This window comes from Rhizobium sp. Pop5 (assembly GCF_024721175.1).
In the GTDB taxonomy this organism is placed as follows: Bacteria; Pseudomonadota; Alphaproteobacteria; order Rhizobiales; family Rhizobiaceae; genus Rhizobium.
Genome location: NZ_CP099399.1, coordinates 2,802,479 through 2,819,383 on the forward strand (window position 1 = coordinate 2,802,479; position 16,905 = coordinate 2,819,383).

Here is a 16,905-nt window from a genome sequence, read left to right on the forward strand (position 1 = left end):
AATTAATCGGCTTGTATGAAGTGGGGTAGGACTAGCCTATGGCCGAGTTTCTGTATTTGATAGCGGTAACATGAGGGCTGCCGGGGGCGTATAAATGTCGTACATGACCACCTCTGAAAGACAGTCACTGCTTTCGGCGGAACTTGCGGCTGCAAGAACGCGCGGTTTGTTTGCACAGGCGCTCAACAGAGTATCCGCGGCCTTCGGACTGTCGCATGCGACGGTGATGCATGCCCCCTCCCCGGAAGACCTGCTCCTGAAACCGCTGCTGATCGAGAGCTCGCTTCCCTCCGCCTATATCAGGGATTTCGACCGTGCGCATATGATGCGTGGCTGCCCTTTCGGCTTGCGGCTGAGGGAATCGGCCGTGCCGCCGGTGTGGCATCTGAACGATGCCGTCAACGGCCAGGCCTTTCCCGCTGAACTGCGCGCCCTGATGCTGCGCCATGCCATTCCGGCGGGTGTCGCCATGCCGACCATCGCAGCCGACGGCCAGCGCCTGGTCTTCTGGTTCTGCGGCGAGCGTGCGGCGCTTGGCCAGAGCGAAGTCAACGAGCTGGCGATGATCATCCTGCATGCGCTCGACGCGTATAATGCGGTCAAGCGAAACGAGGAAAGCGCGCATAACGCGCTCTCGGCTCGCGAGCTGGAAGTCGTCCGCTGGACGGCGCAGGGCAAGACCTCGATCGAGATCGGCCAGATCCTGGCGCTGTCAGACCATACGGTGAATGCCTACATGACCAACGCGATCAAAAAACTCGATTGCGTCAACCGGACCCAGTTGGTAGCTAAAGCCATTCGATTGAAGCTGATCAACTGAGGATTCAGAAGAGAGTCAGCGGGTCGTCCCGTGACCTGGGGGAACCCCGTGCCTCTTCGCTTCGAACAGCCCTTTGTCGACAAGATCGAACAATCTCGCGCCCATATCGGCATCACCGATACGGAAATCATCCAGATGCTTGCCGCCTATCGCCTTTTTGGCTTCTGGCGCATCGACATCGAAACGGGACATTTCTTCGCAAGCGAGGATGTCCACACGATCTTCGACCTTCCCTACAGCGACGGCCCGGTCAATCTGGCCGAGCTGATGTCGCGCATCCACGAGGAAGATCGCAGCCTGATCGCCGAAACCTTCGAACAGGCGAGCCTTCACCGAGTTGGCTTCCATTTCGTCTATCGCGTCGATAACCGGCTCGGCGGTTACAAGCTGGTGCGCAGCGTCGGCCGCTTTCGCGACGACGAAAGCGGCGGCGGCATCGTCGGCGTCACCTATGAATTCGTCGAGAAACTGCGCATCGTCGGCATCGAAGACAACACGCCGCGCGATGAAGTTTAGCGGTCGAGCACAGATCTGATCTCGACGAGGTTCGAACGCACCCTCAAGATATAGAAGCCCATGGTGGCGAGGTGGCTCGGCATGAGCCAGCCGTCCTCGCGCCCGTTCGAGATAATCGCCGGCTGGATGCGCAGCGCTGCCTGGAACTGCCGCGTCGTGCCGCCCCAGATCGCGCCGAGATTGCGTTCCTGCACAACTTGCGAGAAATCGGCCTGTGCGGCGGTCAGGATGGCATAATAGGCGTAGAGCTGACCGTAGGCGAACCAGAACCGGTCGTCGGCGCGCGTATCGAACCAGCCGCGATTATGGTGCTCCGAGCGTTCCGCAAGCATGTCGGAGGTGCTGCCGAGATCGTTGGCGATGCGGTCGATGAACTGCATCAGATTGTCGGCGCGGCCGTCGAAAATGGCATTGCAGGCGGCGAGATCGGTGTTGAATTTGCGCAGGTCTCCGATCGCCGTGCGATAGAAAGAAGGCGTCGGCGTCTTCGGGCCGAAGGGATTGAGTCCGAAATACCAGCTGTATTCGTCGAACTGCAGATTGCCGCGCGCGCGCTGCAAATCGTTGTTGATGCCCGAGGTGCCTCGCACGCGCCCGAGCGTATCGACAAGCTCCGCCGACGTCCGGCGAACCGCCTGGTTGATGCCGCGCTGGAACGACGCCTTGTTGTCGAGGAAGGGCGTATGGTCCCAGTCGATGCCGAAGAAGCCCATCTTGTAGAGCAGCATGGAGGAAATCCATGCGTTCTGATTGACGTTGAAATCGGTCAGATCGGCCGTCACGTCGACGATGGCCGAGCGCTGGCAGGTCTTTGCGGTCGTCGTCCCAGTTCCCTCGGCGGCCGGCAGCTCCTGCCCGGCGGCAACCTTGCGTTCGGAAAGCCTGTACTGATCGACGAAGGCGGTGTTGAAATTCGTCCAGACCTGCGTCTGCCAGAAGAAATAGCCGTAGAGCACGACGAAGAGTGCCACGAACGCGATGACCGGCAGCCGGATCATCCAGCTTCGGCGCTGATACCAACCATGTGCGGCAAGGAAGGGCCAGAAGGCCCAGGCGAAAAACAGGCGGGCCCAGCGGCCGATCGTCTGGCCGATCAGCCTGAAAAAACCGGCTATCCGGTCAAGCATCGTCGTCTCCTGTCAGGCGAGGCGAACACTACAGCGCCGCGCATCCTTTCAGAAGCGCAAAGGACGCTGTAGCACTTTAAATTGCTGCATAATTTTATCCTTAAATCGATTCCGATTTAAGGAATTATGCAGTGGGGCATCGCCGCCCCGTTGCATCCACATATGCGCTCGGTGGACCGAGCACAACACGAGGCCTTCGATTTTTAGAAATGAAAGCAGCGCGAACCACGCGCCCGACGGATCAGGAACGCAGGAATGGCAGACTGAAGCGGAAGGACCTGCGCGCCGTGTCGATCAGCGGCGCTCCCGATGCTTCCGGCGACGGTTCGGCATAGGCCGGGAACCTCCCCGCAGCTTCGAGATCGGCGCGGCTCTTGCGTCGCTCCAGATCCTGGGCGACCAGCATACCCTTCTCGAACAGCCTGATCGGTGTGGCGATATCGGGAAAGAACTCCGGCTTGATCCGCATCTTCGTGCCCGGGCGGTCGGTATCGACCTGCGCCTGGTAGATGATCAGCCGCTCCTCGACATCGATCATCAGCTTGCGCAACAGCACGTTGCAGACGGCGATCCTGCCGTTCAGCGAATCGACGAACGACTGGAATAACCCGATGAAGTGCTCGCGCCGCTGGCTGTCGTCGCGCATCTCGTGCTCCTCGGCGGAAATGCGCTCGGCCTCTGCCTTCAGCGCCCGTCGCTCCGCCTCCATCTGCTCCCAGTGCGCCCTGTTGCCGTAAACGCCGATACGGCCCTGCGTCGTCAGCGCCTTGGCGTTGAGTTCCTTCATCTTGAGGCGGGCGATATCGATGGAGTCGACCAGCCGGCGCCGCTGCTCGACGATGTCGACGAGGCCGCGTTCGGCCGCCTTGTGCCGTTCAGTCAACGAGACGCGCTGGCTTGCGATCAGCCTGGCGAGCACGTCTGACTTTGTCAGAAGATCGAGCAACCGCTCGACGACCGGCGCCTCGCGCACGCGCTCGGTATACATGCGCCACATCCGTTGGCGTGATGTCCAGCCTGCCATCTTCTCGCGCAAAGTCAGCCCTCGGAAACTGTCGAGATCGGCCGAAACTTCGGCCGTCAGCCGGTCGAGCGAAAAGACCAGTTCGGCCAGCAGCGCGTCGAGCGCGACGCCATCGGCAATATGGGCCTGGAAGCGGGCATTCTGATCAACGAATACCTCGTCGGCCGACCGTGTTTCGTCGCTGCTGAAGGCGTTGATCGCGGCCACGCAATAGGCGCCCTCCGCCGCAATCTTCTCGGCAAGGCCGCCTGCGGCTTCATACTGGCTGTCGAATGGCGGGGGGTTGCGCACCTGATCTCTCCAGGGAATCTCCTGCGCCCCAAGCTAGTCTCTTGCGACGTCAAAGAAAACAGGCGGCATCATCAGCCTCAGACCGGCTCGGCGATCCAGGCTCCGTTCATTTCGTCGTCCCAGTGCCTGCGGCAGAGCGAGACATATTTCTCGTTGCCGCCGACATCGATCTGCGCGCCTTCGTGCAGCACCTTTCCCTGCGCATCGAGCCGCACCACCATCGTCGCCTTGCGCCCGCAATGGCAGATCGTGCGCACTTCGCGCATTTCGTCGGCGATCGCCAGGAGCTCTTGCGAGGCCGGAAACAGCTTGCCCTGGAAATCGGTTCTAAGCCCGTAGACCATGACCGGGATGCCGAGCCTGTCGACGACGCGGGCGAGCTGCCAGACATGGGCTGAGGTCATGAAATGCGCCTCATCGACGAAAACGCAGGAAATCGGCGCACCTTCTCCGCGCAAACCCGTGATCAGCCCGAACAGATCTTCGTGCGGCTCGAAGGGAATGGCATCGGCCTCCAGCCCGATCCGCGAACCGATGATGCCGCGGCCGGCGCGCTCGTCGAAGGCTGCGATCAGCTGAACCGTGCGCATGCCGCGCTCCTGATAATTGTAGGAGGCCTGCAGCAGCATCGTCGACTTGCCGGCATTCATCGTCGAGTAGTTGAAATAGAGTTTTGCCATCCGATTTCTCCTTAATCGGCTTATTGGAAGCTCGGGATGGCAAAGAAAAGCCCCGTAACGGCGATAATCACAGGAATCCATGCGCGGAAATCGCCAAAACCCTTGAAAACAGAGGGGCAGGAGAAAAATCCTCAACGTCGCAATCGCACCCGTTGATACGGCGCAAACGCACTGAGGTCGCTTGTCAAACTCGGCTATTGGTGATTGGCTTGGGGACTTAAAGACTGGGAGTCTAAAATGAAAACAACAAGCGCATTCAAACTTGTCACTGCAACTGCCGTCGCCGCCCTCTCCGTTGCGACTGCCGCCTTCGCCGCCGATCCTGACAGCTGCTCCACCGTCCACTTCTCGGATGTCGGCTGGACTGATATTACCGCCACCACGGCCACGGCCTCCGTCGTCCTGAAAAGCATCGGCTATCAGACGGACATCAAGGTTCTCTCCGTGCCGGTTACCTACACCTCGCTGAAGAACAAGGACATCGACATCTTCCTCGGCAACTGGATGCCGACGCAGGAAAAGGACGTCCGTCCCTATATCGACGATAAGTCGGTCGAATCCTTCGGCCCCAACCTCGTCGGCGCCAAGTACACGCTCGCCACCAATGCCAAGGGTGCCGAGCTCGGCATCAAGGACTTCAAGGATGTCGCCGCCCACAAGGACGATCTCGACGGCAAGATCTATGGCATCGAGCCCGGCAATGACGGCAACCGCCTGATCATGGACATGATCGAAAAGAACACCTTCGGCATGAAGGAGATGGAAGTCGTCGAATCCTCCGAACAGGGCATGCTCGCCCAGGTCGCCCGCGCTGAAAAGGCTGGCAAGCCCGTTGTTTTCCTCGGCTGGGAACCCCATCCGATGAACACCAACTTCAAGCTGACCTACCTCACCGGCGGTGACGATATCTTCGGACCCGATTTCGGCGGCGCCAAGGTCTACACCAACGTCCGCGCCGGCTATCTCAACGATTGCCCGAATGTCGGGGCGATGCTGAAGAACATGACGTTCTCCCTCGAGATGGAGAACCAGATCATGGGCAAGATCCTCGACGACGGCAAGGAGCCGGAAGCTGCGGCCACCGAATGGCTTAAGGCCAATCCTTCCGCCCTCGGGCCCTGGCTCGCCGGCGTCAAGACCCGCGACGGCAAGGGCGACGCACTGGCGGCTGCCAAGACCGGCCTCGGCCTTTGATGACATGAACGGGGTGGTTTGCCGCCCCGTTTCATTTTTGTCCGATTGATGATTTTTTTGGATAGGCGCCCCCCTTGAATTGGATCACCGACTTTAAAATTCCCATCGGCTCGTGGGCCAAATCCTTCGTGGACTGGCTGACATCGAACGGCGAGTGGTTCTTCAACCAGCTCGCTTTCCTGCTGTCGCATGTCATCGACGGCCTGCTCTTCGTGTTGCAGAAGCCTCACCCGCTGATCGTCATCGCCGTCGTCGCGGCGCTCGCCTTCTGGCTGCGCCGGTCGATCGCCATCACCCTCTTCACCTTTCTCGGGCTGCTGCTCATCATGAACCAGGGCTACTGGAAGGAAACGACGGAGACGCTTGCCCTCGTGCTCGCCTCCACCTTCGTCAGCATGGTGATCGGCATTCCTCTCGGCATCGCGGCCGCCCGCCGCGCCTGGGTCTATGCGGCCATGCGCCCGGTGCTCGATCTCATGCAGACGATCCCGACATTCGTCTACCTGATCCCGGCCCTCATCCTCTTCGGTCTCGGCATGGTGCCGGGCCTGATCGCGACCGTCATCTTCGCGATCCCCGCACCGATCCGGCTGACGCGCCTCGGCATCATCTCGACGCCGCCTTCGCTCGTCGAAGCCGCCGTCGCCTTCGGGGCAAGGCCGATGCAGGTGCTGCGCAAGGTCGAGCTTCCTTTCGCCACGCCGCAGATCATGGCGGGCCTCACCCAGACCATCATGCTGTCGCTGTCGATGGTCGTCATCGCCGCCCTCGTCGGCGCCGATGGTCTCGGCGTGCCCGTGGTGCGCGCGTTGAACACCGTCAATGTCGCGAAAGGCTTTGAAGCCGGTCTCTGCATCGTCATCCTGGCGATCATTCTCGACCGCATGTTCCGCACGGCGGGTGAAGGAGACGGCGCATGACCGCGGTAAGCTTCAAGGATGTCAGCATCATCTTCGGCGATCGGCCAGAGACAGCCCTTGCCATGGTCGACCAGGGCAAAACACGCGACGAAATCGGCGCCGCCACCGGCCTGGTGCTCGGCGTCGCCAACGCCTCGCTGACGATCGAGGAAGGCGAGATCCTGGTACTGATGGGCCTTTCCGGCTCGGGCAAGTCGACCCTTCTGCGCGCCGTCAACGGGCTTGCTCCCGTGGTGCGCGGTGATGTCTCGGTTTCCACGACGACCGGTTCCGTCAATCCCTACAAGTGCAGTTCCAGGGCGCTGCGCGACCTGCGCACCCACACCGTTTCGATGGTGTTCCAGCAGTTCGCTCTCCTGCCCTGGCGCACTGTCGCCGAGAATGTCGGCTTCGGCCTCGAGCTGGCCGGCATGCCGGAGGCCGAGCGCAAGGTCCGCGTCGGCGAACAGCTCGAACTCGTCAACCTGACGAAATGGGCGGGCCGCAAGGTCAACGAACTGTCAGGCGGCATGCAGCAGCGTGTCGGCCTTGCCCGCGCCTTTGCGACAGGCGCCCCGATCCTGCTCATGGACGAGCCTTTCTCCGCGCTCGATCCGCTGATCCGCACCCGTCTGCAGGACGAACTCCTGGAGTTCCAGCGGCGGCTGAAGAAGACCATTCTCTTCGTCAGTCACGATCTCGACGAAGCCTTCCGTATCGGCAACCGTATCGCCATCATGGAAGGGGGCCGCATCATCCAGTGCGGAACGCCGCATGACATCGTCAAGAATCCCGCCGATCAGTATGTCGCCGATTTCGTGCAGCACCTCAATCCGATCAACATGCTGACCGCAGCCGACGTCATGCAGCCCGGCCTCGGCCAGACCGCCGCCGGCATGAGCGTCAGCGCCACAGCCCGCGCCGCAACCCCGCTTATCGATATCCTCGACGTGCTCGCCCGCCAGCCGGGCAGCATCGGCATCGTCGAAAACGGCTCGGTCGTCGGCACGATCACGGCGCAGGACATCATCGCCGGCCTGACCCGCCATCGCCGAAAGGAGGATGCTTGATGTTTTCAATCCGCTTTGCCACAAAGCGGATATGAAAGATCAGCCTTCCCCCTTACGCGAAACCGACGACGAGGCCCGAAAACTCGCCCGCGTACTTCTGCGTTCAGCAAGGTACGCGGCGATTGCCGTTATCGACCCCGAGACCGGCTTTCCCTTTGCAAGCCGCGTCCTGCTCGCCACGGATATCGACGGCGCGCCCGTCATTCTCGTTTCCAGGCTGTCGGCCCACACGAAGGCGCTTGCGAAAGATCCGCGCGCATCGTTGCTCACCGGTGAGCCCGGCAAGGGCGATCCCCTCGCTCATCCCCGCCTGACGACCCAATGCATGGCGGAGCCGGTAGAGCGCGGCAGCGCGGTCCACGAGCGCATCCGCAGGCGTTTTCTCGATCGCCACGTCAAGGCAAAGCTCTATATCGACTTTCCCGATTTCCTTTTCTTTTGTCTCAAACCCGTACAGGCCAGCCTCAACGGCGGCTTCGGCCGCGCCTACCTGCTCGAAGGCGACGATCTCATCATCCCGTCGCCGGCAAATGAGGAGGTTGCCGCAAAAGCTGACGAGACAGTGCAAGATTTAGTAGGACGCCACCCCGATATAGCCGAAGCCCTCGCAGCGCGGCTGAAGGCGCCGGAATCGGGTTCCTGGCGCATCTGCGGTATCGATCCCGCGGGCTTTGATATCATTTCCGGTGATTTTTTGCTGCGATACGAATTCGAAACCCTCGCTGTGGATTCCGATCACATTTGTTCAAACATATCTAAAATAGCATACTCGATACCTTAAATTTAGGTATATACAATCTTCGAGCCTAATTGCTAATTTTTGCCGCCCAGTCGAAACCGGCTGGCGGCCTGTGCCAACACGGATGATGTACGTTTCGCATTAGGAAGATAACAATATGGAAACCTCTGATTTGGCCGACCACACGAACGTGGCGGCAGCTTTATTGTCGGCCATGGCCAACCCGAAGAGATTGCTGATCTTGTGCAGCCTCGTGAAAGGCGAAGTCGCCGTCGGCGTGCTCGCGACACAGGTTGGCCTCAGCCAGTCGGCTCTCTCCCAGCACCTGTCGAAATTGCGTGCTCAAAAGCTCGTCAAAACCCGCCGGGATGCGCAGACCATCTATTATTCCAGCAGCTCCGAGCCGGTCATGAAGATCCTGGCGACGCTGGAGGACATCTATCTGACAAAAAGCAGGAGCAGATCCGCAGCCTGATGATAGCGCTGACATGAACGTCGGCCGATGTTGTGCCGGAAGGGGATGTTCCCGGAGGCGCGACAACGATATTTCAGCACCAGAACCTTAATGGCACGACCGGCAGATTTCGCAATCTGCCGGTCGTGCCTTTTAAAGCATGTCGCATTTAACTGCCGACAACACCGTTGTTGGCGCGGCTCAGCACCACCAGCGATGGGCGGGCGGGAATGCCGGGCTTGAAATCGGGCCAGTTGGTGCCGGCATCCTCCATCGAGGTCGCATCCTCGTTGTCGGCCATTCTGAGTTCACCCGGATGCTGGATCGAGAGGAAGACGCTGCTGCCGTCCGAGGTGAAGGTCGGCGAACAGGTTTCCGAGCCGACGGGCGCGATATAGAACAGCTTCGGCAGCGCCCGGCCCGGGCCCTCGGTATCCATCACATAGACGGAATCGGCGATGCCTTCCGGCGGCGGCCCATCGGTCGTGACCCAGAGGCGGCCGGCCGGATCGACGGCGAGATTGTCGGGGTCAGTGAACCAGCCGGCGGAGGTCGTGGCCGGATGGAACATCGCCTGGTCCTCAGGTTTGGCAGGATCGCCGCAGAGAATGAAGACGTCCCACTTGAAGCTCGCAGCCGCATAGTCCGGCTTTTCAGGGCCGCCGGGTGCGGCAAGCTCCAGCAGATGACCATGCGGATTGGGGCCGCACGGATTGGCGATATTGACCGCCTCCTTCTTGTCGCCGCCCTCGCCCTTCGGCAAGCGATCCTCATTCTCCGTCATGGCGACATAAAGTTTGCCGGTGCCGAGATGCGGGATGAAGCCTTCCGGCCCGTCCATCGGTGTGGCGCCGACGAGGTCGGCTGCGGCGCGCGTCGCCAGCACGACATCGGCCTGGCTCTTGAAGCCGGCTTCCGCCGTCAGCGGCCCCTCGCCCGCAACGAGCGGGATCCAGGCCATCGTGCCGTCGCTTTCGAACTTGGCGACAGCAAGCGTGCCATGGTCGAGCAGGTCCTTGTTGGCGGCGCGATCATTCGGGTTCCAGGGATCGCGGGTGACGAAGCGATAGATATATTCGAAATCGTCGTCATCGCCCATGAAGACCACCACGCGGCCGTCGGGGGCGACGCAGCACTGCGCGCCCTCATGCGTCATGCGGCCGAGCGAGGTGCGCTTGACCGGCCTTGCCGTCGGATCGAACGGATCGATCTCGACCACCCAGTCGAAACGCATCCATTCGTTCGGCTCTTCCTCGAACTTGAAGCGCGGCTCGACGCGGCTCACGGCGTAGATATCGTTCTCATCCTCATCCCAACCCTGACGCTCGACCAGTTCCTGGTTTGCCAGCGTCTTGTAGTCGCCGGCGAAGGCATCCATCGCGCCTTCCTCGCCCGAGAGCATCGTGCCCCAGGGGGTGATGCCGCCATTGCAGTTCGAGACCGTGCCGAACACGACCGTTCCGCTCGGATCGGCCTTGGTCTTCAGGCGGTCGTCGCCCGCGGCCGGACCCGAGATGCCGATCTCCGTGCTCATATGGATGCGGCGATTGTATTTGCCGTCCTTGACGATCGCCCATTGGCCGTCCGTCTTTCTCACTTCGAAGATCGAGACGCCGAGAGCGGCCATGACGGCGCGGATCTGATTGTCCGAGAGCTTCTCGCGATAGTCCTCCTTCGTCAGCCCGGCAAACATCAGGAAGGGCGTCGCATATTCATGGCTGACGACCATCAGCCCATGATCGGAGCTCTTCTCGCCCCAGGGCAGCGGCAGGAACTGCGTGAAGTCGTTGTTGTAGCCGAACTGCCGCTCAGCGGCCTTGCCATCAAGCGTTGCGATGTCGAATTCCGGGCTGTCGGGAAAAAGCGCGTCACCCCAACGCGCCAGAATCTGGCGCTCATATCCGTCCGGCCAGTGGTCGGCGGTATCGCGGACACGCTTGAGTTCGGGAAATGTCAGGCTGGATACAGCAGCCTCCGCGCGCGATGCTCCGAGCGCTGGCGCAAAGGCCGCAACACCCATTGCGGCGAGGAAACCCTTGAGAACGCTGCGGCGGCGAACGCCCTCTTCGAGGATGGCGCCATAGCTCGGCGCGAATGCGCGGCGCCGGGTGGGCCGCGCTCTTGTCTTCTGACGGTCAGACATGAGGATCTCCGGTCGAAATATCGTTTGATTTCAGTGAATTAATCAAAATGCCATCGCGCCCGCGGGCCATCGCCTTTTCTAGCAAGCGGAGGCGAAGGAATGATGACGGCCGCCTGCGGCAGCGCGCCGACGAAGCGGCTTTCGAGACTTTCCCGTTGACGCCTCGGGAAGCGCTGATAATTTGACCGGGCAGTAAAAATTTGGGCGTAAAGCCCCGGGAACGGGCCGTCAGCGGCCAGGAGAACAGCATGTCCAACCGCCTCAATACACCGAACGATCTTCGCGCCTTCTGGATGCCGTTTACGGCAAACCGTCAGTTCAAGAAGGAGCCGCGTTTGTTCGTCGGCGCCAAGGACATGTATTACACCACCCATGACGGTCGCCAGGTGCTGGACGGCACGGCGGGCCTCTGGTGCGTCAATGCCGGCCACTGCCGCCCGAAAATCACCGAGGCGATCCGCGAGCAGGCCGGTGAACTCGACTACGCGCCGGCTTTCCAGCTCGGCCATCCCAAGGCCTTCGAACTGGCGAACCGCCTGGTCGACATCGCGCCGGAAGGCATGAACCACGTTCTCTACACCAATTCCGGCTCCGAATCCGTGGAGACGGCGCTCAAGGTGGCGCTCGCCTATCATCGCGTGAAGGGCAATGGTTCACGCTTCCGCCTGATCGGCCGCGAGCGCGGCTATCATGGCGTCAATTTTGGCGGCATCTCCGTCGGCGGCATCGTCTCCAACCGCAAGATGTTCGGCACGCTTCTAACCGGCGTTGATCACATGCCGCACACCCACCTGCCCGGCAAAAACAAGTTCACGCGCGGCGAGCCCGAGCATGGCGGAGATATCGCGACCGAACTCGAGCGCATCGTCACGCTGCATGACGCCTCCACCATCGCCGCCGTCATCGTTGAGCCGGTGGCCGGCTCCACCGGCGTCCTGATCCCGCCGAAGGGCTACCTGCAGAAGCTGCGCGAAATCTGCACCAAGCACGGCATCCTTCTGATCTTCGACGAGGTCATCACCGGTTTCGGCCGCTTGGGCGCTCCCTTCGCCGCGCAATATTACGACGTCAAGCCCGACATGATCACCACCGCTAAGGGCCTGACCAACGGCGTCATCCCGATGGGCGCCGTTTTCGTCACCTCCGAGATCCATGATGCCTTCATGAGCGGTCCGGAGCACATGATCGAGTTCTTCCACGGCTACACCTATTCCGGCAACCCGATCGCTTCCGCAGCCGCCCTCGCCACGCTCGACACCTACAAGGAAGAGGGCCTGCTCACCCGCGCGGCCGAGCTTTCCGACTACTGGGCCGATGCACTGCACTCCCTGAAGGATTGCCCCAATGTCATCGACATCAGAAATACCGGCCTGATCGGCGCGATCGAGCTCGACCCGATTGCCGGCGAACCGACAAAGCGCGCCTTCACGGCCTTCTTGAAAGCCTATGAAAGCGGCCTGTTGATCCGCACCACCGGCGATATCATCGCGCTGTCCCCGCCGCTGATCATCGAGAAGCACCATATCGATGAACTCTTCGGCAAGCTGCGCACCATCCTGCAGAACAACATCTGAAGACGTCCTGAAGGCGTCCGGCATCGATAGCCCGCGGAGAACATTCTTCGCGGGCTTTCGTTTCCGCAATCGACGAAAATTCAAGTCACCGAGGCGATGGAAAGGCAGAGGGCGAATCTCTTCAGGAGCCGTCGATCGAAATGTCCCTCCACGCCCAGCATCCATTTCAGCGCATCGCTCGCGCTCCATGGCGCCTTGTATGGCCGCACGGAGGTGAGCGCGTCATAGACATCGCAGATCGCCGCAATACGTGCGTGCAGGCTCACCGCCCTGCCCGACAAGCGGTTCGGATAACCCTTTCCGTCGATGCGCTCATGGTGATTGAGGCAGACGTCGAGAATGATCTCCGACATGCCCTCCTGCCGCGACAGGATTTCGTGCCCCTTCTCCGGATGCCCCCGGAGCAGGTTGATCTCATCTTCGTCCAGGCGCCCTTCCTTGGTGAGCACTTCAAGCGGAATGTCGAGCTTGCCGACGTCGTGCAGCAATCCGGCGGTGCCGAGCACCTGAACCGTGTGCTCGTCGAAAGCGAGATGGCGGCTGAAAAGGATCATCAGCGCGCTCACCGAAATGGAATGCAGGAAGGTCACTTCGTCCTTTGATTTCAGGCGTGTGACGCTCATGAAGACGGAAGGATTCTGATCCAGCGACTTGGAGACGGAGGAAATCACGGGCGCAACGTGATCGACGGTCATACCATCGCCAATCCGCAGCTTGCCGAAAACCTCCTCCAACACCTGCACGGATTTCTGAATGGTCTCGCGCGCTGCCCTGACGTCGATCTCGATGTCACGGCCCGGCAGGCCGTTGGTATCGAAACCCCTGCTCGTATTGATGACGACGGTGGCGGTGCCGCATTTGCGGATTTTCGCGGCATCGATCTCGCGTTGCAGGGAAAATCTACGCTTGGATAAAAGGGGATCCTGCCAAAGGCCTTCGATGACCTCAACAAACATTCCGATACGCACCTGGCTGGCGTCGATACGCTTGAGCATCCAGAACTCTATTTCCTGATATGTCTATGTAATCTTTGTATAGTTCTTTTTCATTTCACTCATTTGGGTATCGAATGCTTCTACTACACGCAGCCAAATTAACGGTTAATGGGAACGATAAAGTCGCCTGCAAGAACGAAGGCTCGACCTCGACAAAAGTTTACGGCCTCGCGCCCGGCTTGAAAAAGCGACGGAAACGCAAGAAAACTGACCAATTCGAGCGCATTTTCAGCCAAATCGACCTGATTTTCAGTCCGTTTTGTTATGAACTTGCGAAATCCCGCCAAAATTCCTAAAAATCTCCTCATGAGCCTCCCCGAGTCAAATATGGCCGGCGGCTCGCTGATCGCGCCGCTATCGATCGTCCTTGGCACGGCCCGGAGGCCGTTGAATGATCGGGAAAGCCGGCGCGGCATCTCATCGTGGGTCGGAACGACCCCATCCAAGGAGACAGACAATGACCCTCAAGACATTGACGGCGACCCTCATCGCGTCGCTCGCCTTTGCTCCGCTTGCCCATGCCGATATCACCATCGGCCTGATCGCACCGCTGACCGGCCCCGTCGCCGCCTATGGCGACCAGGTGAAGAACGGCGCCCAGACCGCCGTCGACGAGATCAATAAGAAGGGCGGCATTCTCGGCGAGAAGGTCGTCCTCGAACTGACCGACGATGCCGGCGAACCGAAGCAGGGCGTTTCCGCCGCCAACAAGGTCGTCGGCGACGGCATCCGTTTCGTCGTCGGCCCGGTCACGTCGGGCGTCGCGATCCCCGTTTCGGACGTACTGGCTGAAAACGGCGTGCTGATGGTCACTCCGACGGCGACGGCCCCCGATCTCACCAAGCGCGGCCTTACCAACATACTGCGCACCTGCGGGCGCGACGACCAGCAGGCCGAAGTGGCCGCGAAATACGTGCTGAAGAATTTCAAGGACAAGCGCATCGCCATCGTCAACGACAAGGGCGCTTACGGCAAGGGCCTCGCCGATGCCTTCAAGGCGACGCTGAATGCCGGCGGCATCACCGAAGTCGTCAACGATGCGATCACACCCGGCGACAAGGATTTCAGCGCGCTCACCACCCGCATCAAGTCCGAGAAGGTCGACGTGGTCTATTTCGGCGGCTATCATCCGGAAGGCGGCCTCCTCGCCCGCCAGCTGCATGACCTCTCCGCCAACGCGATGATCATCGGCGGCGACGGCCTCTCCAATACCGAATTCTGGGCAATCGGCACGGATGCGGCAGCAGGCACGCTGTTCACCAATGCTTCCGACGCCACCAAGAGCCCGGACTCCAAGACTGCCGCCGATGCGCTCACCGCCAAGAATATCCCGGCCGAAGCCTTTACTCTGAACGCCTATGCCGCCGTCGAAGTTCTGAAGGCCGGCATCGAGAAGGCCGGCAGCGCCGAGGATGCGGAAGCCGTCGCGGCCGCGCTAAAGGGCGGCATGGAAATCCCGACCGCCATCGGCAAGCTTACCTATGGCGAAACCGGCGACCTCACCTCGCAGAGCTTCTCGCTCTACAAGTGGGAAGGCGGCAAGATCGTCGCCGCTGAGTAAGCTACGACGCAAAACAGTGATCGGGCGCCGTAAGGCGCCCGGTTTCGTTTGTGGGCATCGCATGTCGCCTGAGATCGGCTATAACGTCGGAATCGGTTGCAATGTGAGCGAAGCCATGACCAGCAAACTCGAACGTCTCATAGACCAGGGTGTGGGCCGAATCCCCGCCGATATCGTGCTGAAGGGCGGCAGCTTCTTCGATCTCGTCACCGGTGAGCTCGTACGCTCCGACATCGCCATCGGCGCCGACCGCATCGTCGGCACGTCGGGCGATTATGAGGGCGAGACCGAAATCGACATTTCGGGCCGGATCGTCGTGCCCGGCTTCATCGACACGCACCTGCACATCGAATCCTCGCTCGTCACGCCGCATGAATTCGACCGCTGCGTCCTGCCCTACGGCGTCACCACCGCGATCTGCGATCCGCACGAAATCGCCAATGTGCTTGGCAAGGAAGGTATCGAATTCTTCCTCGCTTCCGCGCTGGAAACGATCATGGACATCCGCGTCCAGCTCTCCTCCTGCGTACCGGCCACACATCTCGAAACTGCGGGCGCAGACCTGCCGATCGAGAGCCTCCTGCCCTACCGCGACCATCCCAAGGTCATCGGCCTTGCCGAATTCATGAATTTTCCCGGGGTAATCCATAAGGATCCCGTCTGTATGGCAAAGCTCGACGCCTTTCAGGGCAGCCATATCGACGGTCACGCGCCGCTTCTCTCCGGCAACAACCTCAACGGCTATCTCGCAGCCGGAATCCGCACCGAGCATGAATGCACGACCGCGGCCGAAGCGCTGGAAAAGATCCGCAAGGGCATGCATATCCTCGTGCGCGAGGGCTCGGTCTCCAAGGATCTCGCAGCGCTGATCCCCATCATCACCGAGCGGCTTTCGCCTTACATCGCGCTCTGCACCGATGACCGCAATCCGCTCGACATCGCCGAACAGGGCCATCTTGATCATATGATCCGCACGGCGATCGCCAACGGCGTCGAGCCTTTGGCGATCTACCGCGCCGCCTCGATCTCAGCCGCCCGTGCTTTTGGTCTGAGGGACCGCGGCCTCGTGGCGCCGGGATGGCGCGCCGATCTGGTGGTTCTCGACAGCCTGGAAAACTGCCGCGCCGAAATGGTCTTCTCGGCCGGCCGCCGCGTCACCGACACGCTCTTTGCCACGCGCAAGCCGGTTGCCCCGATCGGCCTCGACAGCGTCAAGGCCCGGCCCGTCAACGCCGCCCATTTCGGCGTGCCTGCCAGAGAGGGCGAAACATCCGTGATCGGCGTCATGCCGGGCAAGATCATCACCGAGCACCGCCGCTACCGCCTGCCCGTCAGAGGCAATGAAACGACGGTCGATCTCACCAAGGACATCATCAAGGTCGCCGTCATCGAACGCCACGGCAAGAACGGCAATCACGCCAACGGCTTCGTCCAGGGCTTCGGCCTGAAGAAAGGCGCGATCGCCTCCACCGTCGGTCATGACAGCCACAATATCTGCGTCGTCGGCGTCAGCGAGGACGACATGGCGCGCGCCGCAAACCGCCTCGGCGAGATCAAGGGCGGCTTCGTCGTCGTCGAAGACGGCAAGGTCACCGGCGAAATCGCCCTGCCCGTCGCCGGCCTGATGAGCCTCGAACCCTACGAGACCGTCCGCGACACGCTGCACCATCTGCGCAAAGCCGCCTTCGCGCTCGGCGCCACGCTGGAGGAACCTTTCCTCCAGCTCGCCTTCCTGCCACTGCCTGTCATCCCGCACCTGAAGATTTCGGACAAGGGGATGGTGGACGTCGATCGCTTCGCGCTGATCAGCTGACGACC

Annotated in this window: 16 protein-coding genes; 10 read left to right on the plus strand and 6 right to left on the minus strand. The window is 61.0% G+C overall.

Translation table 11 applies throughout. The annotated features are described in order from the left end of the window. Window positions 1-94: 94 nt before the first annotated feature. Together NE852_RS16215 and NE852_RS16220 are read left to right on the plus strand one after the other, a co-directional pair. Window positions 95-820, plus strand: coding sequence for a LuxR family transcriptional regulator (locus NE852_RS16215; RefSeq protein WP_037172926.1), 726 nt, complete (start codon window positions 95-97; stop codon window positions 818-820). Window positions 821-868: 48 nt separating this feature from the next. Beyond that, window positions 869-1,336, plus strand: a complete 468-nt coding sequence (locus tag NE852_RS16220; protein WP_008530680.1) for a PAS domain-containing protein — start codon at window positions 869-871, stop codon at window positions 1,334-1,336. On the opposite strand, the gene NE852_RS16225 is transcribed toward NE852_RS16220, so the two are convergent. From NE852_RS16225 to NE852_RS16235, 3 genes are all read right to left on the minus strand, one after another. Next, window positions 1,333-2,463, minus strand: coding sequence for a DUF2333 family protein (locus tag NE852_RS16225; protein WP_008530679.1), 1,131 nt, complete (start codon window positions 2,461-2,463; stop codon window positions 1,333-1,335). The genes NE852_RS16220 and NE852_RS16225 overlap by 4 nt on opposite strands. A 241-nt stretch (window positions 2,464-2,704) precedes the next feature. Continuing rightward, window positions 2,705-3,778: a hypothetical protein gene (locus NE852_RS16230; RefSeq protein WP_008530678.1), complete on the minus strand. Its 1,074-nt coding sequence runs from the start codon at window positions 3,776-3,778 to the stop codon at window positions 2,705-2,707. Between the two features lie 77 nt (window positions 3,779-3,855). After that, entirely contained in the window at window positions 3,856-4,458 is a 603-nt protein-coding gene (locus NE852_RS16235) for a thymidine kinase (RefSeq protein WP_008530677.1), read from the minus strand. Window positions 4,459-4,695: 237 nt separating this feature from the next. Here NE852_RS16235 and NE852_RS16240 point away from each other — a divergent pair, with 237 nt between their 5' ends. The 5 genes from NE852_RS16240 (at window position 4,696) to NE852_RS16260 (ending at window position 8,835) form a co-directional block, all read left to right on the plus strand. Next, window positions 4,696-5,652 (plus strand): choline ABC transporter substrate-binding protein, encoded by a 957-nt coding sequence (locus tag NE852_RS16240; protein ID WP_258155831.1) that lies wholly within the window; start codon window positions 4,696-4,698, stop codon window positions 5,650-5,652. A gap of 74 nt (window positions 5,653-5,726) precedes the next feature. Beyond that, complete coding sequence (gene choW / locus NE852_RS16245; protein ID WP_037172916.1) at window positions 5,727-6,572, plus strand: choline ABC transporter permease subunit; 846 nt, start codon at window positions 5,727-5,729, stop codon at window positions 6,570-6,572. Beyond that, window positions 6,569-7,621 carry a choline ABC transporter ATP-binding protein gene (gene choV, locus NE852_RS16250; protein WP_008530665.1) on the plus strand — a complete coding sequence of 351 codons (1,053 nt, stop codon included), beginning with the start codon at window positions 6,569-6,571 and terminating at the stop codon, window positions 7,619-7,621. Before choW ends, choV begins: the two co-directional genes overlap by 4 nt. 31 nt (window positions 7,622-7,652) lie before the next feature. After that, a complete protein-coding gene (locus NE852_RS16255; protein WP_008530663.1) occupies window positions 7,653-8,402 on the plus strand; it encodes a HugZ family protein in 750 nt (249 codons plus the stop codon). Window positions 8,403-8,517: 115 nt separating this feature from the next. Then, a complete protein-coding gene (locus tag NE852_RS16260; RefSeq protein ID WP_008530661.1) occupies window positions 8,518-8,835 on the plus strand; it encodes a helix-turn-helix transcriptional regulator in 318 nt (105 codons plus the stop codon). Window positions 8,836-8,983: 148 nt separating this feature from the next. Here the strand turns inward: NE852_RS16260 and NE852_RS16265 are convergent, their stop codons facing one another. Together NE852_RS16265 and NE852_RS16270 are read right to left on the minus strand one after the other, a co-directional pair. Then, window positions 8,984-10,957, minus strand: a complete 1,974-nt coding sequence (locus NE852_RS16265) for a PhoX family phosphatase (RefSeq protein WP_008530659.1) — start codon at window positions 10,955-10,957, stop codon at window positions 8,984-8,986. Continuing rightward, the gene (locus NE852_RS16270; RefSeq protein ID WP_128623586.1) at window positions 10,950-11,207 is read right to left on the minus strand and encodes a hypothetical protein; all 258 of its coding nucleotides are present in this window, start codon (window positions 11,205-11,207) and stop codon (window positions 10,950-10,952) included. Before NE852_RS16270 ends, NE852_RS16265 begins: the two co-directional genes overlap by 8 nt. On the opposite strand from NE852_RS16270, the gene NE852_RS16275 reads away from it, so the two are divergent. Then, the gene (locus tag NE852_RS16275) at window positions 11,206-12,531 is read left to right on the plus strand and encodes an aspartate aminotransferase family protein (RefSeq protein WP_008530658.1); all 1,326 of its coding nucleotides are present in this window, start codon (window positions 11,206-11,208) and stop codon (window positions 12,529-12,531) included. The genes NE852_RS16270 and NE852_RS16275 overlap by 2 nt on opposite strands. Before the next feature lie 80 nt (window positions 12,532-12,611). On the opposite strand, the gene NE852_RS16280 is transcribed toward NE852_RS16275, so the two are convergent. After that, complete coding sequence (locus tag NE852_RS16280; protein WP_008530657.1) at window positions 12,612-13,526, minus strand: HD-GYP domain-containing protein; 915 nt, start codon at window positions 13,524-13,526, stop codon at window positions 12,612-12,614. Between the two features lie 457 nt (window positions 13,527-13,983). Here NE852_RS16280 and NE852_RS16285 point away from each other — a divergent pair, with 457 nt between their 5' ends. Both NE852_RS16285 and ade read left to right on the plus strand, forming a co-directional pair. Next, window positions 13,984-15,087 carry a branched-chain amino acid ABC transporter substrate-binding protein gene (locus NE852_RS16285; protein ID WP_008530655.1) on the plus strand — a complete coding sequence of 368 codons (1,104 nt, stop codon included), beginning with the start codon at window positions 13,984-13,986 and terminating at the stop codon, window positions 15,085-15,087. A gap of 115 nt (window positions 15,088-15,202) precedes the next feature. Beyond that, complete coding sequence (ade, locus tag NE852_RS16290; protein ID WP_008530654.1) at window positions 15,203-16,900, plus strand: adenine deaminase; 1,698 nt, start codon at window positions 15,203-15,205, stop codon at window positions 16,898-16,900. Window positions 16,901-16,905: the final 5 nt, after the last annotated feature.

Bases quoted from the DNA above. Each gene is read 5' to 3' on its own strand.
- NE852_RS16275 (WP_008530658.1), top strand. From the start codon at position 11,206: ATGTCCAACCGCCTCAATACACCGAACGATCTTCGCGCCTTCTGGATG.
- NE852_RS16260 (WP_008530661.1), top strand. From the start codon at position 8,518: ATGGAAACCTCTGATTTGGCCGACCACACGAACGTGGCGGCAGCTTTA.
- NE852_RS16235 (WP_008530677.1), bottom strand. From the start codon at position 4,458: ATGGCAAAACTCTATTTCAACTACTCGACGATGAATGCCGGCAAGTCG.
- ade (WP_008530654.1), top strand. From the start codon at position 15,203: ATGACCAGCAAACTCGAACGTCTCATAGACCAGGGTGTGGGCCGAATC.
- NE852_RS16240 (WP_258155831.1), top strand. From the start codon at position 4,696: ATGAAAACAACAAGCGCATTCAAACTTGTCACTGCAACTGCCGTCGCC.
- NE852_RS16265 (WP_008530659.1), bottom strand. From the start codon at position 10,957: ATGTCTGACCGTCAGAAGACAAGAGCGCGGCCCACCCGGCGCCGCGCA.
- NE852_RS16280 (WP_008530657.1), bottom strand. From the start codon at position 13,526: ATGCTCAAGCGTATCGACGCCAGCCAGGTGCGTATCGGAATGTTTGTT.
- NE852_RS16225 (WP_008530679.1), bottom strand. From the start codon at position 2,463: ATGCTTGACCGGATAGCCGGTTTTTTCAGGCTGATCGGCCAGACGATC.
- NE852_RS16255 (WP_008530663.1), top strand. From the start codon at position 7,653: ATGAAAGATCAGCCTTCCCCCTTACGCGAAACCGACGACGAGGCCCGA.
- NE852_RS16215 (WP_037172926.1), top strand. From the start codon at position 95: ATGTCGTACATGACCACCTCTGAAAGACAGTCACTGCTTTCGGCGGAA.
- NE852_RS16270 (WP_128623586.1), bottom strand. From the start codon at position 11,207: ATGCTGTTCTCCTGGCCGCTGACGGCCCGTTCCCGGGGCTTTACGCCC.
- choV (WP_008530665.1), top strand. From the start codon at position 6,569: ATGACCGCGGTAAGCTTCAAGGATGTCAGCATCATCTTCGGCGATCGG.
- NE852_RS16285 (WP_008530655.1), top strand. From the start codon at position 13,984: ATGACCCTCAAGACATTGACGGCGACCCTCATCGCGTCGCTCGCCTTT.